19 protein-coding genes and 2 pseudogenes are annotated in these 21132 nt (G+C 64.4%); 8 read left to right on the top strand and 13 right to left on the bottom strand.

The annotated features are described in order from the left end of the window. Positions 1 to 22: 22 nt before the first annotated feature. A complete protein-coding gene (gene dgcA, locus ACG873_RS11965; RefSeq protein ID WP_394891974.1) occupies positions 23 to 1006 on the top strand; it encodes an N-acetyl-D-Glu racemase DgcA in 984 nt (327 codons plus the stop codon). Here dgcA and ACG873_RS11970 read toward each other — a convergent pair. The 5 genes and pseudogenes from ACG873_RS11970 to ACG873_RS11990 form a co-directional block, all read right to left on the bottom strand. Then, on the bottom strand, positions 977 to 2191 hold the full coding sequence (locus tag ACG873_RS11970; protein WP_394891975.1) for an MFS transporter: 1215 nt from the start codon (positions 2189 to 2191) through the stop codon (positions 977 to 979). The two genes, dgcA and ACG873_RS11970, sit on opposite strands and share 30 nt — an antisense overlap. A 149-nt stretch (positions 2192 to 2340) precedes the next feature. Beyond that, entirely contained in the window at positions 2341 to 2796 is a 456-nt protein-coding gene (locus ACG873_RS11975; RefSeq protein ID WP_394891976.1) for a carboxymuconolactone decarboxylase family protein, read from the bottom strand. Between the two features lie 121 nt (positions 2797 to 2917). Next, positions 2918 to 3364, bottom strand: coding sequence for an SRPBCC family protein (locus ACG873_RS11980; protein ID WP_394891978.1), 447 nt, complete (start codon positions 3362 to 3364; stop codon positions 2918 to 2920). A 115-nt stretch (positions 3365 to 3479) separates the two neighbouring features. After that, positions 3480 to 3804 (bottom strand): annotated as a pseudogene (locus tag ACG873_RS11985) (ArsR/SmtB family transcription factor). 113 nt (positions 3805 to 3917) lie between these two features. After that, positions 3918 to 4742, bottom strand: a complete 825-nt coding sequence (locus ACG873_RS11990; RefSeq protein WP_394891980.1) for a UDP-2,3-diacylglucosamine diphosphatase — start codon at positions 4740 to 4742, stop codon at positions 3918 to 3920. A 124-nt stretch (positions 4743 to 4866) separates the two neighbouring features. On the opposite strand from ACG873_RS11990, the gene ACG873_RS11995 reads away from it, so the two are divergent. The 3 genes from ACG873_RS11995 (at position 4867) to ACG873_RS12005 (ending at position 9315) form a co-directional block, all read left to right on the top strand. Then, positions 4867 to 5646 carry an SDR family oxidoreductase gene (locus ACG873_RS11995; RefSeq protein WP_394891981.1) on the top strand — a complete coding sequence of 260 codons (780 nt, stop codon included), beginning with the start codon at positions 4867 to 4869 and terminating at the stop codon, positions 5644 to 5646. A 106-nt stretch (positions 5647 to 5752) separates the two neighbouring features. Beyond that, positions 5753 to 8077 carry an NADP-dependent malic enzyme gene (locus tag ACG873_RS12000; protein WP_394891983.1) on the top strand — a complete coding sequence of 775 codons (2325 nt, stop codon included), beginning with the start codon at positions 5753 to 5755 and terminating at the stop codon, positions 8075 to 8077. A 98-nt stretch (positions 8078 to 8175) separates the two neighbouring features. Then, entirely contained in the window at positions 8176 to 9315 is a 1140-nt protein-coding gene (locus tag ACG873_RS12005) for a DUF2865 domain-containing protein (protein ID WP_394891985.1), read from the top strand. On the opposite strand, the pseudogene gltX reads toward ACG873_RS12005, so the two are convergent. Continuing rightward, positions 9233 to 10607: pseudogene (gltX, locus tag ACG873_RS12010) on the bottom strand (glutamate--tRNA ligase). The gene ACG873_RS12005 and the pseudogene gltX overlap by 83 nt on opposite strands. A 154-nt stretch (positions 10608 to 10761) precedes the next feature. On the opposite strand from gltX, the gene ACG873_RS12015 reads away from it, so the two are divergent. Continuing rightward, a complete protein-coding gene (locus ACG873_RS12015) occupies positions 10762 to 11091 on the top strand; it encodes a DUF6176 family protein (protein WP_394891987.1) in 330 nt (109 codons plus the stop codon). Between the two features lie 62 nt (positions 11092 to 11153). Here ACG873_RS12015 and ACG873_RS12020 read toward each other — a convergent pair whose 3' ends face one another. Then, positions 11154 to 12956 carry an ABC transporter ATP-binding protein gene (locus ACG873_RS12020; RefSeq protein WP_394891989.1) on the bottom strand — a complete coding sequence of 601 codons (1803 nt, stop codon included), beginning with the start codon at positions 12954 to 12956 and terminating at the stop codon, positions 11154 to 11156. Positions 12957 to 13316: 360 nt separating this feature from the next. Further along, on the bottom strand, positions 13317 to 14543 hold the full coding sequence (locus ACG873_RS12025) for an MFS transporter (protein WP_394891991.1): 1227 nt from the start codon (positions 14541 to 14543) through the stop codon (positions 13317 to 13319). A 233-nt stretch (positions 14544 to 14776) separates the two neighbouring features. Here ACG873_RS12025 and ACG873_RS12030 point away from each other — a divergent pair, with 233 nt between their 5' ends. Next, a complete protein-coding gene (locus ACG873_RS12030; RefSeq protein WP_394891992.1) occupies positions 14777 to 15460 on the top strand; it encodes an O-methyltransferase in 684 nt (227 codons plus the stop codon). A 15-nt stretch (positions 15461 to 15475) separates the two neighbouring features. Further along, positions 15476 to 15691 carry a hypothetical protein gene (locus ACG873_RS12035; RefSeq protein WP_394891993.1) on the top strand — a complete coding sequence of 72 codons (216 nt, stop codon included), beginning with the start codon at positions 15476 to 15478 and terminating at the stop codon, positions 15689 to 15691. Between the two features lie 6 nt (positions 15692 to 15697). Here ACG873_RS12035 and ACG873_RS12040 read toward each other — a convergent pair whose 3' ends face one another. The 5 genes from ACG873_RS12040 to ACG873_RS12060 form a co-directional block, all read right to left on the bottom strand. Beyond that, complete coding sequence (locus ACG873_RS12040) at positions 15698 to 17377, bottom strand: NAD+ synthase (protein ID WP_394891994.1); 1680 nt, start codon at positions 17375 to 17377, stop codon at positions 15698 to 15700. Between the two features lie 87 nt (positions 17378 to 17464). Beyond that, positions 17465 to 18178 (bottom strand): DNA-3-methyladenine glycosylase I, encoded by a 714-nt coding sequence (locus tag ACG873_RS12045; protein ID WP_394891995.1) that lies wholly within the window; start codon positions 18176 to 18178, stop codon positions 17465 to 17467. A gap of 173 nt (positions 18179 to 18351) precedes the next feature. Next, a complete protein-coding gene (locus ACG873_RS12050; RefSeq protein ID WP_394891997.1) occupies positions 18352 to 18831 on the bottom strand; it encodes a hemerythrin domain-containing protein in 480 nt (159 codons plus the stop codon). 43 nt (positions 18832 to 18874) lie between these two features. Next, the gene (locus tag ACG873_RS12055) at positions 18875 to 19234 is read right to left on the bottom strand and encodes a diacylglycerol kinase (RefSeq protein WP_394891998.1); all 360 of its coding nucleotides are present in this window, start codon (positions 19232 to 19234) and stop codon (positions 18875 to 18877) included. Between the two features lie 113 nt (positions 19235 to 19347). Next, the gene (locus tag ACG873_RS12060) at positions 19348 to 19731 is read right to left on the bottom strand and encodes a GFA family protein (protein ID WP_394892000.1); all 384 of its coding nucleotides are present in this window, start codon (positions 19729 to 19731) and stop codon (positions 19348 to 19350) included. A 315-nt stretch (positions 19732 to 20046) separates the two neighbouring features. Between ACG873_RS12060 and ACG873_RS12065 the strand changes: the two genes are divergently transcribed. Further along, positions 20047 to 21117, top strand: coding sequence for a GGDEF domain-containing protein (locus tag ACG873_RS12065; protein WP_394892002.1), 1071 nt, complete (start codon positions 20047 to 20049; stop codon positions 21115 to 21117). The last annotated feature ends 15 nt before the right edge of the window (positions 21118 to 21132 follow it).

The raw sequence follows: 21132 nt of genomic DNA on the forward strand, positions 1-21132 counted from the left end.
CCCCGAACCGGAGCAGAAATATATGCAGCGTGACCTTTTAGTCGAGTCGCAGCGTTTCCCGATCGCGGGCACGTTCACCATCTCGCGTGGGTCAAAGACGGAAGCGGAAGTGATCTGCTGCACGATCAGCGAGGGCCGTTTTGCCGGGCGCGGTGAATGCGTGCCCTACCAGCGGTATGGCGAGGCCATGGAGAGCGTGACCGCAGCGATCGAGGCTGTCCGCGGCGATATCGCCAACGGGATGGACCGCGCCGGGCTGCTCCAGGCCATGCAGGCGGGTGCTGCCCGCAACGCGCTCGATTGCGCGCTGTGGGATCTCGAAGCGAAGATGTCGGGCAAACCGGCGCATGCCGGCGTCTGCGCCGCGCCGCCGCGCCCGATCGTTACGGCATACACGCTGTCGCTCGGCACGCCGGAGGCCATGGCGGACCAAGCGGCCCTCAACGCGGCGCGGCCGCTGCTCAAGGTCAAGATCGGCGGCGAAAACGACATCGAGCGCATCCGCGCAGTGGTGGCCGCCGCTCCCCGCAGCAAGATCATTCTCGACGCCAACGAAGGCTGGACCGACGAGAACATCGAAGCCAACCTTGCCGCCGCCGCCGAGCTTGGAGTCGCCCTGATCGAGCAGCCGCTGCCTGCCGGCCGCGACGAGATCCTGCGCCGTATCGACCACGCCGTCCCCATCTGCGCCGACGAGAGCGTCCACGAGGCCCGCGACCTGGAAAAGCTCGCCGGCCTCTACGACGCGGTCAACATCAAGCTCGACAAGGCGGGCGGCCTGACCGCCGCCATGCTGCTGCGCGACCGGGCCAGGGAACTCGGCCTGTCCATCATGGTCGGCTGCATGGTCGGCACGTCGCTGGCCATGGCACCGGCCGTGCTTCTGGCGCAGGACGCCGATTTCGCCGATCTCGACGGGCCGCTGCTCCTGGCGCAAGACCGCGCGCCCGGGCTCGTCTACCGGGGATCGGTGGTTTCACCGCCCGAGCCGACGCTCTGGGGCTGAGCGAGCCGCAAGCGCGATCAGGCAAATGCCCGCCAGCGCGAAACCCGCCATCACATAGAAGCCGCCGACGCCGAAGGCCACGTAGAGCGGGCCCGACAACAGCGTCGCCGCCGCCATGGAAAATCCGTTGGCGAAGAAGGCGATGCCCTGGGCTGCGCCCGTGCGTTCCTCGGCCACCGTCTCGGCGATCAGCTTCTGTACGCCGAGCAGGATGAGCCCGGTGGAAACCGCATGCAGCACCTGCACGGCGAAGAATCCTGGGACTCCCAGGCCGAACGGCCAGACCAGCGGGTAGAGAACCCAGCGCACGATCGCCGCAAGCCCGGCAGCGACGAGCAGCGCCGGAACGGAAACCTTGCCAAAAACACGGGTAAACACCAGGAACATGCAGACCTCGGCGACCACCGCCCAGGCCCACAGGAACCCGACGAGAGTTTCGCTAAGGCCGATCGATTTCCAGTAGATCGACACGAAGGTGAAGAGAAAGCCGTGGCTGGCATTGATGACGCCGGCCCCTGCCACGAACAGCAGGAAATAGCGGTTAAGCAGCTTGGGCGCGGAATCCTGCAGGTCGGCGGCCGATAGCGGCGAGGCGCGGCGCGGCCGGCCAAGGCGCGGCGCAAGCAGCGCCGCCAGCAACGTCCCGACGAGTCCGATCGAGATCATCGCCGGGACGGCGTCGGCGCTGGTCCAGGCGAGCACGACGCCGCCGCCCAGATTAGCGCAGAGGAAGGCGGCGGATCCCCAGATGCGCATGCTGGGATAGCTGGAGCGGAAGCGCCGGACGCCGGACAGCGCCAGCGAATCGGCAAGCGGCGAATGAGGCGTCCAGACCACCGTCAGCGCCAGGGACACGCCGAGCACGACGACGTAGGTCGGTTCGAGGAAATAGCCGGCCGAAAGCGCCAGCGCCGAGGCGACCAGCACTATCAGGACATTGGCCCGGTCCTTGGCCTCATCCGCCAGCGCTGTGATGAAGGGCGTGGTGACGACGCGCAGGAACATCGGCGCCGCGAGGATGATGGCGATCTGCCCGGCGTCGAAGCCTTTTGCCTCCAGCCAGAGCGGAAAATAGGGAAGATGGACACCGACCGGGACGAACAGCGCCGCGAAGATCAGGCTGATGCGCAGTTCGAAATGGCGCGGCTTGACCAGTTGTTCGGGAGACAGCGGCGGGAGGGACATGGGCGGGAAATCCGGGCGGGCGCGACTCGACGAAGGAGCCCCGCCGCATCGCGCGTGCCTTAGCATGGCCGCCCATGCCGGAAAACTGTCTGGCCCAATCGATTAAACGGTCGGAATATCAGCCCCCTGCCCGCCGCATGGCCTGTGATTCACCAGGCCGCGCCCGCCACCTGCCTGGTGGAGACGTTGAGCCGGTTGAACACGTTCGTCGTTGCGATCCAGAGGATCAGCGCCGCGAGCGCCCGCTCGTCATAGTGCCGGGCGGCTTCGTCCCAGACATCGTCGGGCACCGGGTCCGCGCGGTCGCTGAGCCGAGTGATGGCCTCGGTGAGAGCCAGCGCTGCACGCTCGGCGTCGGTGAAGTACGGCGTGTCCCGCCAGGCCGAAACCGCGAAGAGCCGTTCGTCCGTTTCGCCCGACTTCCTGGCCGTGCGCGCGCCGGCGTCGACGCAAGCGCCGCAGCCGTTAATCTGGCTCGCCCGCAGGTGCGCCAATTCGAGCGTCAGCGGCGGCACGCCGCCTTTTTCGCTGGAGGCCCTGAGGGCCAGTATGGCCTGCATGGCGTTGGGAACGATCGCAGCTGGGTTCTTCATTCGTGGTTGCATCGGTTTTCTCCTTTGGGTTTCCAAGTCGATCAACGAACCGCCCGCCGGCGGACATGCCAGGAGGCGCACTTTCCCCTAGCCGCGGTGAGGCGGCTGGAAGCTCGTCGCCGTTTTGAGAGTGCTATCGGTCCAGCCGCGCCGTTACCTGCTCCAGCGCATCGATGAACCGCTGCCAGCCGTAGCCTGCGCCCTGGTAGTTGGCCTCGTCCTGCGGCCGGAAGCCGGACTGCTCCATGCGCAGATGCGTGCCGCCGCCCTTTGCCGGCGTCAGCGTCCAAGTGACGATTGTCTTCAGCCCTCCCGCCGCCTCCTCGCCCGAAGCGTTCCAGCTGTAGGACAGCCGCTCATTGGGTTCGACGGCAAGCACCTCACAATCGGTCACGCCGTTCCAGTGCGGCATGGGGGCGGCGCGGAAATTGAACCTGTGGCCGACGACCGGCTGGAAATCGTTCGCCATCAGCCATTCCTCGATCAGCGGACCCTGCGTGAGGGCGCGCCAGAGCTTTTGCGGCGGATGTGGCATTTCCCGTTCGACGACGAGGGAACGTGTAGCGGCGGTTTCAGTCATGGTCATTGCCTTGGAATTGGTTACGGATATTTCTTCACAATCTTGTCGGAGAACGCCGTGGCAGATTCGACGCAACGTTTGGAATAGCTGCCGACCCTGAGCATCGGTTTCGTCCTTACTGGTCCATCCTGTCGAGAACATCCTCGAGCTCGATCGAACCGGTCGCGCCAGAACGCTCCGTAGAGGCTCATCCAGTCGATCAGCGGCGCCAGCCCCTTCGGCTGGGCGCTGTAGTGGGTTTCGCGCCCCGCGCGCCGGTCGCGCACCAGGCCGGCATGCTTCAGGACGCCGAGGTGTTTTGACACTGCGGGCTGGGAGACGCCGGAATGGCTGGTCAGCGCATGTACGGTCTGCTCGCCGTCGCGCGCCAGCCGCTCGAAGATCGCCCGGCGGGTCGGGTCGGCCAAGGTCCTGAAGAGGGTATCGGGTGCGGTGTCCATGACAAACCATAACTCGTGAGCTATGGATAATCCATAACTCACCAGCTATGGGTTAGTCAAGAGGCAATTGGTGAGGAACACGCGGCAAGGCAGGAGCGAACGAAATTCCGCGGTCAGGCCGCCTTGACCGTCTTGCTGTCGACGACGACCGGCACGAAGGGCTGGTCGAGCGCCATGGGCGCAAGCGCGCGGACATGCGGCCAGTGCAGGATTTCCATTGCGCCGTCGAAATGCTCGACCACCGCCGTGCAGCTTTCCACCCAGTCGCCGGTGTTGATGTACTGCACGTCGTCGAACCGCTCGATGACGGCGTGGTGGATGTGGCCGCAGATGACGCCGTCGACCTCGGAGCGGCGCGCCTCCTCGGTCAGCACCTCCTGGAACGCGCCGATGAAGTTGACCGCCTTCTTGACCTTGGCCTTGGCCCAGGACGAGAATGACCAATAGGGCATGCCGAACAGCCGCCTGAAGCGGGCGATGATCCGGTTGACCATGATCGCGGCGTCGTAGGCCTTGTCGCCGAGATAGGCGAGCCAGCGCATATTGTGCACCACCGTGTCGAACTGGTCGCCATGGATAACGAGATACTTCTTGCCGTCCGCGCTCTCGTGGATGGCGCGGTCGGCGACGACGATGCCGCCGAAATGCACGCCCTGGAACATGCGCAGGAACTCGTCGTGGTTGCCGGCGATATAGGTGATCTGCACGCCCTTGCGGGCCTGCCGCAAAAGCTTCTGGACCACGTCGTTGTGGGTCTGCGGCCAGTGCCAGGACCGGCGCAGCCGCCAGCCGTCGACGATATCGCCGACCAGGTAGATGGTCTCGGCCTCGTGATGGCGCAGGAAATCGATCAGGAACTCGGCCTTGGCCGACTTTGACCCGAGATGGACGTCGGAGATGAAGAGCGTTCGGAAGCTGCGGGGTTTGTCGCCGGGCATCGGATTTCTGACCGTTTATCTCTGCCTGGCTATGCCGCGATTCATGCAACAGGCGTATGACGGTTGCCGTCGGTCCGCCCTGCGCGATAGGTTGCCCGCCGGTTCACAACAAGGAGTCGTCCCCATGGATCTCGGCATTCGCGGAAAAAAGGCCATCGTCTGCGCTTCGAGCCGCGGCCTCGGCAAGGGCTGCGCGATGGCGCTGGCCGAGGCGGGCTGCGACCTCGTCGTCAACGGACGCGACGCTGGGACGCTGGCCAGGACCGCCGTCGAACTGCGCCAGCGCTTCGGCGTTCAAGTGATTGAAATCGCCGGTGACGTCGCCGATCCGGCCGTCCAGAAGGCGCTGCTGGCCGCCTGCCCCGAGCCGGACATCCTGGTCAACAACAATGGCGGCCCGCCCTTCCGCGATTTTCGTGAGCTCGACCGCGAAGCGATCGTCAAGGGCGTGACCAACAACATGATCGCGCCGATCGAACTCATCCAGGCTGTGCTCGACGGTATGGCGGCGCGCGGCTTCGGCCGCATCGTCAACATCACCTCGCTTTCGGTCTATGTGCCGATCCCGGGCCTCGACCTGTCGTCGGGCGCCCGCGCCGGGCTGACCTCGTTCCTTGCCGGCGTCGCGCGAACGGTGGCGGACAAGAACGTCACCATAAACAACATGTTGCCGGGAAAACTTGACACCGACCGGCTGCGCCCTGCGCATGAAATCGGCACCGTGGAGGAGCCTGCAGCCGCCGCCGCGCGCAAGGCCCAGGCCTCTGCCGCCATTCCGGCCAAACGCCTCGGCACACCGGAGGAATTCGGCCAGATCTGCGCCTTCCTATGCTCGGTGCATGCCGGCTACCTGACCGGCCAGAACATACCCGTCGACGGCGGGCTCTACGTCAGCGCGTTCTAGCGCAACGAAGACATCCGCCTGATCCCGTAAACGCCGATTGGAGACCTCGAAATTCCGCCGGCACGTGTTAAGGGAGGACGACGACGAACAAGCGGGGGTGCGCCGAATGGAGACCAACAAGACCGAAGCCGGGCACTCCGACCTCGACGAAGCGGCGCTCTACTTCCATAAGCATCCGACGCCGGGCAAGCTGGAAATCCAGGCTACCAAGCCGCTGGGAAACCAGCGCGACCTGGCGCTCGCCTACTCGCCGGGCGTCGCCGCCCCCTGCCTTGCGATCCGGGACGATCCAGCCACCGCCGCCGACTACACGGCGCGCGCCAACCTGGTTGCGGTGATCTCCAACGGCTCGGCCGTGCTCGGCCTCGGCAATATCGGACCGCTCGCCTCCAAGCCGGTGATGGAGGGCAAGGCCGTCCTGTTCAAGAAATTCGCCGGCATCGACGTCTTCGACATCGAGATCGACGCGCCGGAAATCGGGCGCATGGTCGAGACGGTTGCCGCACTCGAGCCGACCTTCGGCGGCATCAATCTAGAGGACATTAAGGCGCCGGAATGCTTCGAGGTCGAGGAGCAGCTCAAGGCGCGGATGAAGATCCCGGTCTTCCACGACGACCAGCACGGCACGGCGATAATCGTCGCGGCAGCGGTGCTCAACGGGCTGGAATTCGCCGGCAAGAAGATCGAGGACATCAAGATCGTCACCTCGGGCGCGGGCGCGGCAGCGCTTGCCTGCCTCAATCTGCTCGTCTCGCTCGGCGCGAAGCTCGAAAACATCTGGGTCACGGACCGTTTTGGCGTCGCTTACAAGGGCCGGCTGGACGAGATGGATCGCTGGAAAGACCCTTACGTCAAGGACACCGAGGCGCGCGCGCTGGCCGACGTCATTACCGGCGCCGATGTGTTCCTCGGCCTGTCGGCCGCCGGTGTGCTGAAGCCCGAATTGTTGAAGCACATGGCGGAAAAGCCGCTGATCCTGGCCCTGGCCAACCCGACCCCGGAAATCATGCCGGAAACGGCTCGCGCCGCTCGGCCGGACGCCATGATCTGCACCGGACGTTCCGATTTTCCAAACCAGGTCAATAACGTACTCTGCTTTCCTTACATTTTTCGCGGGGCGCTGGATTGCGGCGCGAGCGCCATCAACGAGGCGATGAAAATGGCGGCGGTGAAGGCCATCGCCGCCTTGGCGCGCGAGGAGCCGTCCGATGTCGCCGCCCGCGCCTATTCGGGCGAGACGCCGACCTTCGGCCCGGATTTCCTCATCCCCTCGCCTTTCGACCCCCGGCTGATCCTGAGGATCGCGCCGGCGGTTGCCAAGGCCGCGTGCGAGACCGGCGTCGCCACACGGCCGATCAACGATTTCCCTGCCTATATCGACCGGCTGAACCGCTTTGTCTTCCGCTCCGGCCTGGTCATGAAGCCGGTTTTCTCGACGGCCAAGACGGCGGCATCGAAGCGGGTGATCTATGCCGACGGCGAGGACGAGCGGGTTCTTCGCGCCGCCCAGGTGGTGATCGAGGAAGGCATCGCCGAGCCGATCCTGATCGGGCGGCCGCATGTCGTCGACGTGCGGCTGAAACGCTACGGGCTGCGCATCAGGCCGGGCACGGATTTCGAGCTGGTCAACCCCGAGGACGACCCGCGCTACCGCCACTATGTCGACCTCCTGATCGAATTGGGCGGCCGCCGCGGGGTGACGCAGGAAGCCGCACGCACCTTGGTGCGCACGAATACAACCGTGATCGCAGCGCTCGCGCTGAAGCGGGGCGACGCGCATGCGATGATCTGCGGGCTGGAAGGCCGCTTCGAGCGCCATCTGCGCAACGTCACATTGATCATCGGACCGCGCGAAGGCGTCCGCGACCGCGACCTCTCCGCGCTTTCGATGCTGATCTCGACACGCGGCGCCACCTTCTTCACCGACACCTATGTAAGCGTGGATCCAACGGCGGAAGAGATTGCCGAAATGACCGTGCTTGCGGCCGAGGAAATCAGCCGCTTCGGCATCGAGCCGAAGGCGGCGCTGCTGTCGCACTCGAATTTCGGCTCGCGCGATTCGCCGAGCGCGCTGAAGATGCGGGAGGCGGCGGCCATCCTGAAGACGATCGCGCCCGACCTGCAGAGCGACGGCGAGATGCACGCCGATTCGGCGCTGTCGGAGTTGCTGCGCCAACGCGTCTATCCGCATTCGGCGCTAAAGGGCGAAGCAAATCTGCTGGTGTTCCCGAACCTCGATTCGGCCAATATCGCGCTCACCACGGTCAAGCAGATGATGGACGCGCTGCATGTCGGGCCGATCCTGCTCGGAACCGACAAACCGGCGCACATCCTGACGCCGTCGGTGACCTCGCGTGGCATCGTCAACATGACCGCCCTGGCTGTGGTGGAGGCCTCGCAGAAAGCTGTCGCGACGCTAAGGGCAGGTTAATTCCGGCGGGCGCGTTGGCCAGACGCCGAAGAAGCAGCTAATCTTCCACATCGGATTCGCGTGATTGGCGAACCAGCAATGCGGAGGGATCGGCACCGGTGGCGGGCAGGCGGACGCTGAGACTAGCCATTTCGCTGGCAGCCGTCGCCCTCAACGTGGCGGCCGCCGCGCCAGCACTGGCAGACGCCCGCCTTTGCCGCCAACTTGAGGCCCAACTTGCCGCGACCGGCGACCCCGACGGATCGGCGGCACTCTACAAATATGAGGATGCTATTGCCCGCCAGCGCGACGAACTGATCAAGGCGCGGCGCCAGGCGCGCGGCCAGAGATGCGGCTTCTCGCTGCTCGGCAACGGCGTCAGGCAATGCGCCACGCTGAACGCGACCATCGAGAAAATGGCGATCAATCTTGAGGCGCTGCAGCGCAAGCGCGGTCAACTGGCCGGGGGCGACGGGGAGAAATCGCGGGCGCGCCTGCTTGCTTCGCTCGACGCCAATGGTTGCCGCGACGGCGCACTCGCAGGACGGCCGCTGCCGCCGCCGCTTGACGACGAGGCGGCGGAACCGTCAGACCGGTTGACTGGTTTTGGCGACGCCGTGCCGCCGCTCGACGAGGATCTCGAAGTGCGCATCCGCCGCGTGATCAATGGCGGCGACGGGCAGCAGTTGCAGGAACTGGGCAGAAGCTACCGCACTACCTGCGTGCGCACCTGCGACGGCTATTTTTTTCCGATGTCCTATGCGGCCTCGCTCGCCGATTTCGAGCGCGACCAGAAGGAATGCGACGCCCGCTGCCCCGGAACCGAGATGCAGGTCTTCTTCCACGAAGCAGACCCGAACCGGGTTCTTGCGCCCGGGGCCGACGAATCGGCGACGATGATCTCGACCGTGACCGGAAGCCGTTATTCGGAGCTGCCCTCGGCCTATCTCTACAAGAGCATGGATGCGCCGCGCCCGAAAAGCTGCGGCTGCAACCCAACCAGGGACTTTGAAACGCTCGCCGGCGCGCCGCCGGCCGGCAGGCAAACCTCGACCGAGAGCGGATCGTTCGTCACGACGCCCGAACCGAAACCGAAAGCCCCTGCCCCGACAGCTGCTATAGCCGGCGAAGCTAAGCCGGAAGCCGTGGCCGTCGAACCCGACGGAGACCGCAAGGTCAGGGTCGTCGGGCCAAGGTTCCTTCCCGACCCAGAAGCGGCAATAGATCTGCGAGCTCCGGACCAGCCGCAAGCCCGGTGAGCGCCAGCCTGAGCGGCATGAACAGCGCCTTGCCCTTGCGGCCGCTTTCCTTCCTCACCGCTTCGGTCCACGTCTTCCAGGTCGAACCGTCCCACGGTTCTTCAGGCAGGACGTCGAGCGCGTCGCGGACGTAGTCCCGATCCTCGTCGGAGAGTTCGGCCGGCTCCTGCGGCCCGGCCCTGACTATTTTCCACCAGGACACGGCATCGGGGAGCCTGTCCAGATTGCCGCGCACAGCGAGCCAGAACGGCTCGGCCTTTTCACCGGAAATGCCGAGTGCGGAAAGCCGGTCCTGCACTTCCGAAAACGGCGTTTCGTGAAGCAGCGCCCGGTTGAGCACGATCAGCTCGTCCGGGTCGAATTTGGATGCCGACTTCGACGTTGTCGCCGGATCGAAGCGCTCGGCGAGTTCCGTCATGCTGGTGACGGCCGAAACATTCTCCGACGTGCCGATCAGCACAGCGAGCGAGACCACCGCCATCGGCTCCAAGCCGGATTCGCGCAAGCCAGCGATCGATAGCGCGCCGCTGCGCTTCGACAGCCCCCTCGCCCGAACTGGTGGTCAGGAGGTTATGGTGACCGAAGGACGGCGGCGCGGCGCCCAGCGCGCGGAAAAGCGCGATCTGCACGCCGGTATTGGTGACATGGTCGTCGCCGCGGATGACATGGGTGACCTCCATATCGATGTCGTCGACCACCGAGGGCAGCGTGTAGAGATAGGTGCCGTCCTCGCGGACCAGCACCGGGTCCGATAGCGAGGCGAGATCGACGGTTTCCTCGCCGCGCACCACGTCGGTCCACACAATATCGGTACGCTGCGGCTCGAACGGATCGGCGTCGAAATTGGGCAGCAGGAAGCGCCAGTGCGGCCGGCGGCCGTCCGCCTCGAAAGCTGCCTTCTCGTCAGCGGTAAGTTTCAGCGCTTCGCGGCCATAGACCGGCGGCAGGCCGCGCGTGCGCCTGACCTTGCGGCGAAGGTCGAGTTCTTCCGGCGTCTCGTAGCAGGCATAAAGCACGCCCGCTTCCTTCAGCCTCTCGACCGCTGCGTCGTAGTTTTCGATGCGCCGCGATTGATAGTGAGTGGCATCGGGAAAGATGCCCAGCCAGTGCAGGTCGTAGAGGATCGCGTCGGCATATTCCTGCCTGGAGCGCGCGAAATCCGTGTCGTCGAAGCGCTGGATGAAGCGCCCGCCATGCTTCATGGCGAAGAGCCAGTTGAACAGCGCGGTGCGGGCATTGCCGATATGGATGTGACCCGTCGGCGACGGGGCGAAACGAACTGTGACAGTCATGGTTTGCGGGGTTAGCCGAAGGATATGGCCTTGGCAAGACTGACGGGCAGCGGGCGGGCGCTCGATGTTATGCTACATTGATCCAAAATAATTAAACGGCGATTTGGCACGGAGCTGAAGTGAGTGCCCTCTCCGGAAGATCGAAGGTTTCATCATGCGGACGCGTTGCGTCAAAATAAAACTCAAGGATGGAACGCTGACGCAGGTGGACGATTGGGCCGCCGAGATAAACAAGCGCACCAACGAAGCCCTCGAAACGATGCAACGGGAGGGCGTCTCCTTGGAGGCAGCTTTCCTGGATTATCAGGCAGACGGGGTCTATTTGATTTCGGTCATGCGGGCCGATGATTTTGAAAAAGCCAGGGCCATGGCTCGATCGTCCACCGCGGACATCGATGCCTATCATCGTCGCTTCAAGGAGGCCTGCTGGGAAGAGCGCACAGAGCTATCTGCGCTTGTCGACCTCTCTATCGAAGATCAGTGAGAGAGCGGCAGCCTCGAATCATGAACGGCGGGCGAGACAGCTATCGCCGCCTCGCCCGCTTCTCAGATCATGCCCTTGGTCAGTTCCAGCGCCTGGCGCTCGAAGAGCCGGCGGTAGATGCCGCCGGAAAGCCGGATCAGTTGGTCGTGATCGCCCTCTTCGGCGATGCGGCCGCGATCGAAGACGAGCAGCCGATCGAGCGCGCGCACGGTGGACAGCCGGTGCGCGATGACCAGCGTCGTTCGCCCGACCATCAGCCGCTCCATCGCCTGCTGGATCAGCACTTCCGATTCCGAATCGAGGCTCGACGTCGCCTCGTCGAGGATGAGGACCGGCGCATCGGCGAGGAAGGCCCGCGCGATCGCGACCCGCTGGCGTTCGCCGCCAGACAGTTTTACGCCGCGCTCGCCGACAAGCGTGCCGTAGCCCTTTGGCAGGCTCACGATGAAATCGTGGGCGCTGGCGAGCCTCGCCGCTTCCTCGATCTCGGCCTGCGAGGCGCCGGGCCGCGCATAGTCGATGTTCTCGGCCAGCGACCGGTGAAACAGGACCGGCTCCTGCTGCACGATGGCGATCTGTTGGCGCAGCGACGCCTGGGTGACTTCGGCGATATCCTGGCCGTCGATCAGGATGCGGCCGGCGCTGAGGTCGTAAAGCCGCTGGATGAGCTTGACGAATGTCGTCTTGCCCGAGCCCGAATGTCCGACCAGCCCAACTCGCTCGCCGGCCTCGATCGTGACCGAGAAATCCTTGTAGAGCGGCAGGCGATGGCTGCCGTAGTGGAACGTCACCTTGTCGAACTCGATGCGCCCGCGCTCGATCGCGATCGGTTTCGCGCCCGGCCGATCCTCGATGCCGAGCGGCTGGCGCTGGATGTCGACCAGTTCCTCCATGTCGTTAACCGAGCGCTGCACGTTGCGGACATGCATGCCGACATCGCGTAGATAGCCCTGCAGCACGAAGAACGAGGTGAGCACGAAGGTGATGTCGCCGGCGCTCGCCTCGCCGCGCGACCACAGGACCAGCGCGAAGCCGATCACCGCCACGCGCAGGACGAGCAGCGTCGAGCCCTGCGTCGTGCCGTTGATGGTTCCGCGCACCCAGGTCCGCCGCGTGCGGTCGCGCCATTTGCCGGTGATGGAGGCGAGCCGGCGATCTTCCCGGTGCTCGGCCCCGAAAGCCTTGACCACGGCGTTGCAGCTGACCGCATCGGCCAGCGCGCCGCCGAGTTTCGTATCCCAGCGGTTGGCGAGGCTCGCCGCCGGCGCGACAAAGCCGAGCGACAGCGCGATGGTCAGCGCCACATAGACGAGCGAGCCGACCGCGATGATGACGCCCATCGTCGGCCAGTACCAGCCGAGCAGCAGCGTCGAGCCGACAAGCATGACGAGCGACGGAAACAGCGCCACCAGGATTGTGTCGTTCAGGAGGTCGAGCGCCCACATGCCACGCGTCACCTTGCGCACGGTCGAGCCCGCGAAGCTGTTGGCGTGCCAGTCGGTGGAAAATCGCTGGACGCGGTGGAATGCATCGGCGGCGATGTCCGCCATCATGATCAGCGTCAGGTCGATAATGCCCATGAAGGCAACGTGGCGCATCACGATGGCCCCGAGCGCGAGCGCGATCAGCATGAAGAAGGCCGCGGTCGCTGCGTTCCAGGCGACGATGTCGGTCGCGGCGCCGCTGGCGACGGCGTCGACCAGCCGGCCCGAATAGAGCGGCGTCAACACATCGGCCAGCGTTGAGACGAGCACCGCCGCCATGATCACGGCGAGGCGGATCGGCTGATGCCGCCAATGGCTGGCGGTGAAACCCAAAACGCTGCGGAACGCGCCGCCGCGCAGATTGAAACGAAGACGAGTCATGGTTTTTTTCGGGCGCAAAACTGCCCGATCCCGGAAAAAGTGGAAATGAAACACCGCGGAGCACGAAAACGTCGCTCTGTGCGGGGCCGAATGATTTGGCAGCCGGGCTCAACGATGAGGCGGCGGCCGGGGCAGGCGAAAAACGGTTCTGGATGCCCGAAAAAGCTTTCGGGTGGCGCTTGGAACCTAGGCTTCGCGGCCCGGCATCAACATGTCAAATCGTACCATTCGTACCCTCCCAAACGGGATCAGCGGGAGACACGGTTATAATGAAGCCGGGCCGCTTCGCCAACCCGCCGCATCGTAAAAAGCGGATGTGGCGCAATGGGCGAGGCATTCCTGCAACAGTGGGTTGCGCCGTCAGGCCGCCACGGGTTCCAGCGCACGCGCCCTGACACGGCGCGAGACCTGCAGCATCACCAGTGAAATCGCGAAGCAGTAGATGCCCATGGCGATGATCTGGCCGGGATAGCTGACGCCGCGATCGATCAGCAGCCCCGTGAGGCCCGGGCCCATGGCGCTGGCGAAGACCATGACTGCCACGGCCAGCGCGCGGATCGAGCCCAGATGCCTGGTGCCGTAGATTTCCGGCCACAGCGCCCCGAACAGCGTCGACGAGAAGCCCCACGACACACCGAGCAGCGCCATGAAGGCGAAGGCGCTCCACTGACCGTCGAAAAAGCCGAGGATCAGGCAGGCGGCTCCCAGCGGAATGAGGAATGCCGGCAGCAGAGCCACCGCCGAAAAGCGGTCGATGAGTTGGCCGGAGATCAGCGCGAACGTGGCGGTCATGATTGCCATCAGGATGAAGGTGCCGGCGAAGAGTTCGAGCGACCAGCCGCGCAGCTCGACGAGATAGACCTGGTGGAAGAAGATGACGGTCCCTATGAATGACGGCGCCATGACGCCGAGGAACAGCAGATAAAACACCGGATCGCGCAATGCTTCGGCCCGGGTCCAGTCCCGGGCGTCGGAAACACGCGCGACCGGGTCCGAGGCGCGCGGCGCGCGCTCGACCGCGATTAGGGAGACGATTACCGGCAGCGCTACCAGAACAAGCGCCGCAGCAGCCATCAGCCAGGTATTGCGCCAGCCGACCGTAACAGCGACCGCCACGAAGATCAGCGGAAAAATCGCCTCGCCGGTATTGTGGCCGAGGGTTACGACGGAAACCGCGCGGCCGCGCTGCGCGGAAAACCACCGGCCCATTGCAGTGAAGGAGGTATGGGTCAACATGCCCTGCCCGAACAGGCGCAGGAGATAGATGGTGAAGGCGAGCAGGATAACGTTGGTGGAAAACGCCATCGACACCGCGGCCAAGGCCAGCATCGGGATGATGAACAGCGCGACGTGCTTGACGCTGTAGCGGTCGACGATCTGGCCGAGGCGCGGCAGGGTAAGCGCGCTGCCCAGCGTAGCGACCATGTAGAGCGTTCCGAAGCCGCCATGCGAAAGCCCGTATTCCTCGCGAATGCTGCCCGCCGAAAGCGAGATGAAGAAGGTCTGGCCGAAGGACGAAAACAGGGTCAGCAGGAAGCCGCCGGCGAGCCAGCGCGCATTGTCGCGAAGAAAGGCAAGGAAGGTCATTTCGGACTTTCAAAAGATAGGCCATCTGGCAAGCCGGCTGAGTTACCGCCCAACCGGCCGGATATGGAGCCGCGTTTGGCCGAGACGCGCCGTCGGCCTTGCAGCGGTCTTAATCTCCCGAGCCACTGTCGACAATGCCGTCCTTGTCCGAACCCGTTGATCCACCGCAGCCATGGCCGGCCTTGCCACCGCCAATTCAAAGCGGCAGTCTCGCCCGCGGAGAGCGAACCAGAATGAGGAAGGAACGGATCATCGTAAACAAGACCATCGCTCTCGACAGCGAGCTGTATCGCTACTTCCGCGAAGTAGGATTCCGCGAGCCTGAAATCCTCGCTGAACTGCGCCAGGCCACGGCCGCGTTCGGCGAAGACGCATCCATGCAGATCGCACCCGAGCAAGGTGCGTTCATGGCGATGCTGGTGCGGCTGACCGGGCCCCGGCGCATACTGGAGATCGGCACCTTCACCGGCTATTCGACATTGGCCATGGCTTTGGCCATGCCGCCCGACGGCCGTATCGTGGCGAGCGACGTAAGCCGCGAGTGGACCAATGTAGGACGGGAGCACTGGCTGCGCGCCGGCGTGGCCGACCGCATCGAGCTTCGCCTGGCGAAGGGGCGCGACACGATCGCGGACCTCCTGGCCGCCGGCCGGGAAGGCGCCTTCGACATGATCTTCGTCGACGCCGACAAGAAATCTTACGATATCTACTACGAAGGCGGACTGAAGCTGCTGCGCCCCGGCGGCCTGATGCTGCTCGACAATGTCCTGTGGGGCGGCAAGGTCGCCACCCTGGAGGCCGACGATCTCGCCACATCGGTGTTGAGGACGCTGAACGCCAAGATCCATGCCGACCCACGCGTCAGCCTCGCAATGGTTCCGATCGCCGACGGCGTGACGATGGTGCGGAAGAACTAGACCGGAGGAATCGCCATGCGGCCTGACAGCTTCGAAAAGTTCTATTTCGAAAAGGTCGCGCTCGGCGAGGGCTGCGGCTGCGCCGAGCATGTCACGCGAACAAGGGAACTCGATACGCTTTCCGCGCGCCTGGCGTCGGGGCGTGTCTCGACGGACGAGAGCCATCGCCCCCTGCTCCGGCTGAGGCGGCTGGCCCGGCGGCTTTTCGCCGGGTTCGCAGTGAAAGCCTGAGCCGCCCTACCCCCGATCCCTGAACCGGTTGGTGATCGGGTAGCGGCGGTCGCGGCCGAAATTCTTCCTGGTGATCTTCACGCCCGGCGCTGCCTGCCGGCGCTTGTATTCCGCGATATAGAGCAGATGCTCGATGCGGTGCACCGTCTCGCGGGAATGGCCGCGCGCCACGATCGCGTCGACGCCCATCTCGCCCTCGACCAGGCATTCGAGGATATCATCGAGCACCGGATAGGGCGGCAGCGAATCCTGGTCGGTCTGGTTCTCGCGCAGCTCGGCCGAAGGCGCCTTGTCGATGATGTTTCTCGGGATCACCTCGCCCGACGGTCCAAGTGCGCCGGGCGGCACATGGCCGTTGCGCCAGCGCGACAGCGCGTAGACCTGCATCTTGTAGAGATCCTTGATCGGATTGAAGCCGCCGTTCATGTCGCCGTAGAGCGTGGCATAGCCGACCGACATTTCGGACTTGTTGCCGGTCGTCACCACCATCGAGCCGAACTTGTTGGAGATCGCCATCAAAATGGTGCCGCGCGCGCGGCTCTGCAGGTTCTCCTCAGTGATGCCCTCCTTGGTGCCCTCGAAGAGCTGGGTGAGCGCATGGGAAAAGCCTTCGACCGGCTCGAAGATCGGCACGATGTCATAGCGGCAGCCGAGCGCTCGGGCGCAGTCCTCGGCGTCCTTCAGCGAATCCGCCGAAGTATAGCGATAGGGCATCATCACCGCCCTAACCCGCTCTTCGCCCAGGGCGTCGACCGCCAGCGCGGCGCAGATCGCCGAATCGATGCCGCCGGACAGGCCGAGAACGACGTTCCTGAAGCCGTTCTTGTTGACGTAGTCGCGCAGGCCCAGCATGCAGGCGCGATAGTCGGCCTCCTCGTTTTCCGGGATTTTCGACATCGGCCCGTCGGCGCAAATCCATCCCGTTTCGCCTCTCCGCCATTTCGTTACAACGACGGTCTCCTCGAACTGGCTCATCTGGAAGGCCAGTGTCCTGTCGGCGTTGATTGCGAAGCTCGCCCCGTCGAAAATCAGCTCGTCCTGTCCGCCGACCTGGTTGGCGTAGAGTACCGGCAGTCCGCTTTCGATGACCTGGCGGATGACGACTTGCTCGCGCGCGTCCATCTTGCTGCGGTAGTAGGGCGAGCCGTTTGGCACGAGGAGGATTTCCGCTCCGCTCTCGGCCAGCGTCTCGCAGACACCGAGATCGCCCCATATGTCCTCGCAGATCGGGATGCCGAGGCGCACGCCGCGGAAATTGACCGGCCCGGGCATGTCCGGACCCGCCTGGAACACGCGCTTCTCGTCGAACTCGCCGTAATTCGGCAGGTCGAGCTTATAGCGTTCGGCAAGAATTTTGCCGCCATCGGCGAAAATGACCGAATTGTGCGTACCGCTCTTGCGCTTCAGCGGCGTGCCGATGATGGCGCCCGGACCGCCATCGGCCGTGTCGGCCGCGAAATCATTCGCCGCCCGCTCGCAGGCGGCGAGAAACGCCGGCTTCAGCACCAGGTCTTCCGGCGGGTAGCCGGCGATGAACAGTTCCGTGAAGAGCACCAGGTCTGCGCCGTGGCGGGCAGCGTCCGCCCTCGCCTCACGCGCCTTGGCGAGGTTGCCGGCGACATCGCCGACGATCGGATTGAGCTGGGCTACCGCGATGCGGAGGATGTCTGGCGCTGTCTGGGTCATGATGACCGGTTTAGCGTGGCGGCAATTTCGCGGCAATGCCGTTCGATTGCGCCAACACGCCGCCGGGCGCCATTCAAGCGCGCAAGCCTATTCTTCGGTATATTCGCGGATCGTCTCAGGCGAACGGTTTTCGCCGATCGACATGGCCAGAATCCGCGAAATATGGGCATAGGGCAGCCCGGACTGGCGCGCCCAGGCATTCATCTGCATCTGCACCCGGGCAAGATCGCGCTTGGAGGTCGGGCTTTCGGCGATATCCAGCCCGGCGTCGCGGAGTGCTGCGGCCATATCCTGCGAGATGATGAAAGTATCCCAGCCGACCCAGCGCAGGAAATACTGGCCGGTATTGCCGCCCAGCCGGTTGCCGTGCTTGGCCAGGAACGCCATCAGGCCGATCTGGTCATCCTTCGGCCATTGCGCCAGGAATTTGCCAAACCCGCCATGCTCCTTCGACATGTGCTCGACGAATGCGGCGTTGTCGCGCACCGACTTGATCTTCTGTGGATTGCGCACGATGCGCTTGTCCGACGCCAGCTCGTGCCAGAAGTCTTCCGGCTGAAACAGCAGGCGCTTCGGCTCAAACTCCAGGAACGCCTCCTCGAAACCGGGCCATTTCTGCTCGATCACCCGCCAGACGAAACCGGCGGCGAAGACGCGCTCGGCCATGGTCGACAGAATCCGATCGTCGGTGACCTTGGCCAGTGCGGCATTGTCGGGCGCCGGGCCGAGCAGCGACGCCAGCACCGCATCGCCGCCCTTGCGGCTGGCGGCGCGAGCGCGGATCTTCTGGAAGGGCAGCATGGCTCACAGTCTCCGTCGGGCGGTGGAGCTTACGACAGCCGGCCGGCAACGCCAATCTCCCGCCCAATCAGCCGATGCCGAGCGCCGCGTCGCCCCGGTCGAGCATCAGCGGAATGATCAGGTCCTCCTCGTCAGCCAGATGCCGGGTCAGCATCGCGACGAGACGAGTATTCTCATCGGCATAGGCGTCGGCGGCGAAGCGTTGCCTGTCTTCGTTCTCGGAAAGCGCGCGCAGGAAGGCGTTTGCAGCCTCCGCGTTGCGCTCGGTTCCCTTCGTGGATCGTGTGATGATCGGCGTCGAGAATGTCGAAGCCGCGCTTCAGCCGGCTTTCGGCCCTGGCAAACACCGGAAAATAGTGTTGGTCCTCGACATTGTGGTGGCCGTCGAGTTCGCCGAGGAAGAAGTTCAGGCGCGGCGCGAACTGCCGTGCGAACTCCGGTGCGGTGCGCCGGCCTTCGCGATAGTCGCCGATGATCGTGGTCAGGAGGCCGCCAAGCTCGCGGAACATGTCGTGGCGCTGCAGCCAGAACGAAGCCATGCCGGCAAGATTGGGGTGCGCCTGCCAGTTTTCCCGAGGATATTTTTCGACAAGCCAGCGCAGATCCTGCGGCAGGCCGGTCCGGCGTTCAAGTTCGTCGATAATTTCGGCCATGGTGTCTGCGGCTTTCGGTTGCACCGCATATAGGCAGCCCGCATCAAAGCGGAACCCCGCCGAGCCGCTCGATGATGGCGATGCCCCAGACGCCGCTGGCGAGCACGATCGAGATCAGCACCGCCAGCGATCCGCAATCCTTGGCGAGCTGAATGTCGATGTTGAACTCGCGCGACACCGCATCGCAGGCCGCCTCGATGCCGGTGTTGAGCACCTCGACCATGATTAGCAGCAGGACCGCGCCCAGAAGCAGCGCGTAGCCGCGCCACGAGGTCGCGACGAACCAGGCGAGCGGGATGGCGAGCGCCAGAAGCATCATTTCCTGCTGGAAGGCCGTCTCGTGGCGGATCAGCCGGCGAAAGGCCCGCACCGAATTCCGAAAGGCGCTGATCAGGCGTTGCATTGCGAAGGATCCCCTCTCCGATTTGCGGGAGCGGACCATTTAGCCAAGTTCGGCCGACTGGAACAGATGGCAATCGCCTTGCGGGAAATCAGGCGCTGTGCGGCGCAATGTTTTCAATCCTGCGGCAGTCCGTCGTCGATCGAGTAGTAGTCACCCTTGTCGGCCACGAATATATGGCCCACCGCCGAAAGTCCGGTCGGCTTGTCGAAGGCGCCCGCCAGGATAGAGGTCTCGTCGAGGTCGCTGCGCTTCCAGAACAGGGCCGAGCCGCATGTCCGGCAGAATCCGCGTTTCGCCTCGGACGATGCGGCATACCAGGTGATCTCCTCTCCGCCCTCGACGACAAGGTCGGCGTCGGCGGCCTTGGCCGCGGCGTAGAAATGCCCGCTCTGCTTGCGGCATTGCAAACAGTGGCAATAGAGGACGCCGCGCAAGAGCCTTTTCGCCGTGAAGCGAACTGCCCCGCAAAGACAGGAACCGCTATGCAGGTCGGTCATCCAGGTTTCCCTCGAAGCTTTCATTCGACGCAGGATGCCGGTATGCGCCGCGCCACGCTCCCGCGATTGCGACATCCGGCTAAGATGCAGCGCCACCGCGATTTGCAACCCCGCCGGGCAGCTCGCCGCCGTTTGCTTCACAATTAAGGAAACTTTAGCGCAAATGCATGTAAGTAGTTCGCGGCAGAAGCGCTGATCGGGGGCGCGTTTTTTGCCGGCACCGAAGACTGAGCGACCCCGAACGGTAACGATCTGCGTCGGCGCGCCTTTTGGCGACGCCGGTTTTGGTGGTCGCAAGGGGTAAGTGAAGCCGACATGCAGCCTGCCGCCGCCCCGACCCTGGATGCCCACAACGACATCGTCACCGGCGTCGTCACGACGATGCGGCAGATGGGCGTCGTTGGCCTGCCTCGCAACTACGAGATCTTCTACGAGGCGCTGACAGGGTCCAACCACAATCTCAGCCTCGAAGTGGTCGGCCTCGGCAACCGGCCGTCACAGGATGAGCTCGACCGCATCGGCCGCAAATATTTCGCCCAGAACCACGATCAGGACATCGTCGCACAGGCGCGTAAAGTGATCGCCAAGGAACTGGAAGACATAGCCGGCATCCTGCGCAACGAGCGCAGCCATATCGAAAAGTACGGACAGATTCTCGGCGAGACGTCCGACGGCCTGAGCAACCGCTCCATGGTCACACGGGAACTCCTGCAGAAAGTGGTCGGCGCCATGTCGGTGGCGACGAATTCGACGATCGACCATGGCAGGCAGGTGGCAAGCGCGCTGCGTGAAAAATCGGCCGAGCTGGAAAGCGTGAAGTCGAAGCTCGAGGAATACAAGAAGCTCGCCGACACCGATCCGCTGACCCATATCTGGAACCGCCGCGCCTTCGACACGCGCATCGCCCGGATCTACAGCAGCAGCAAGGGAATATTGTTCAACGCGCTCATCCTTGCCGACATAGACCGCTTCAAGGAGATCAACGACCGCTACGGCCATCCGGTCGGCGACAAGATCATCCAGATGATCGCCGACATATTGAAGACCAGCATCAGGCAGGACATGTTCGTCGCCCGCACCGGCGGCGAGGAGTTCGCGCTGATCGTCGACGGCGCGAGCGAGCAGGCGACATTCGAGATAGCCGAGCGCATTCGCCTCCTGATCGAGCAGACGCGATTTTCAGGCGAAACCGGCCTCGACTACGGCCCGATCACCATCTCGATGGGCATCTGCATGGCGTCGGACGCCGAGAGCGCCGACGACCTCTACGCCAAGGCCGACAGGGCGCTCTACCGGTCAAAGGTCAACGGCCGCAACCGCATCACCAAGTTTTCCGCGACGCCCGATCGTCCCTTGAAGAGCTGGCTGCTCTACCGGAAGGACTGAGGGCAGCGCAGCCGG

Origin of the sequence: Allomesorhizobium aridi (assembly GCF_043769475.1) — a bacterium.
GTDB lineage: Bacteria > Pseudomonadota > Alphaproteobacteria > Rhizobiales > Rhizobiaceae > Allomesorhizobium.

Coding starts and splice junctions, on each gene's coding strand:
- ACG873_RS11980 (WP_394891978.1), bottom strand. CDS start 3,364: ATGACTGAAACCGCCGCTACACGTTCCCTCGTCGTCGAACGGGAAATG.
- ACG873_RS12020 (WP_394891989.1), bottom strand. CDS start 12,956: ATGACTCGTCTTCGTTTCAATCTGCGCGGCGGCGCGTTCCGCAGCGTT.
- ACG873_RS11975 (WP_394891976.1), bottom strand. CDS start 2,796: ATGCAACCACGAATGAAGAACCCAGCTGCGATCGTTCCCAACGCCATG.
- ACG873_RS12000 (WP_394891983.1), top strand. CDS start 5,753: ATGGAGACCAACAAGACCGAAGCCGGGCACTCCGACCTCGACGAAGCG.
- ACG873_RS11970 (WP_394891975.1), bottom strand. CDS start 2,191: ATGTCCCTCCCGCCGCTGTCTCCCGAACAACTGGTCAAGCCGCGCCAT.
- ACG873_RS12050 (WP_394891997.1), bottom strand. CDS start 18,831: ATGGCCGAAATTATCGACGAACTTGAACGCCGGACCGGCCTGCCGCAG.
- ACG873_RS12030 (WP_394891992.1), top strand. CDS start 14,777: ATGAGGAAGGAACGGATCATCGTAAACAAGACCATCGCTCTCGACAGC.
- ACG873_RS12065 (WP_394892002.1), top strand. CDS start 20,047: ATGCAGCCTGCCGCCGCCCCGACCCTGGATGCCCACAACGACATCGTC.
- ACG873_RS12015 (WP_394891987.1), top strand. CDS start 10,762: ATGCGGACGCGTTGCGTCAAAATAAAACTCAAGGATGGAACGCTGACG.
- ACG873_RS12045 (WP_394891995.1), bottom strand. CDS start 18,178: ATGCTGCCCTTCCAGAAGATCCGCGCTCGCGCCGCCAGCCGCAAGGGC.
- ACG873_RS11990 (WP_394891980.1), bottom strand. CDS start 4,742: ATGCCCGGCGACAAACCCCGCAGCTTCCGAACGCTCTTCATCTCCGAC.
- ACG873_RS12060 (WP_394892000.1), bottom strand. CDS start 19,731: ATGACCGACCTGCATAGCGGTTCCTGTCTTTGCGGGGCAGTTCGCTTC.
- ACG873_RS11995 (WP_394891981.1), top strand. CDS start 4,867: ATGGATCTCGGCATTCGCGGAAAAAAGGCCATCGTCTGCGCTTCGAGC.
- ACG873_RS12025 (WP_394891991.1), bottom strand. CDS start 14,543: ATGACCTTCCTTGCCTTTCTTCGCGACAATGCGCGCTGGCTCGCCGGC.
- ACG873_RS12055 (WP_394891998.1), bottom strand. CDS start 19,234: ATGCAACGCCTGATCAGCGCCTTTCGGAATTCGGTGCGGGCCTTTCGC.
- ACG873_RS12040 (WP_394891994.1), bottom strand. CDS start 17,377: ATGACCCAGACAGCGCCAGACATCCTCCGCATCGCGGTAGCCCAGCTC.
- dgcA (WP_394891974.1), top strand. CDS start 23: ATGCAGCGTGACCTTTTAGTCGAGTCGCAGCGTTTCCCGATCGCGGGC.
- ACG873_RS12035 (WP_394891993.1), top strand. CDS start 15,476: ATGCGGCCTGACAGCTTCGAAAAGTTCTATTTCGAAAAGGTCGCGCTC.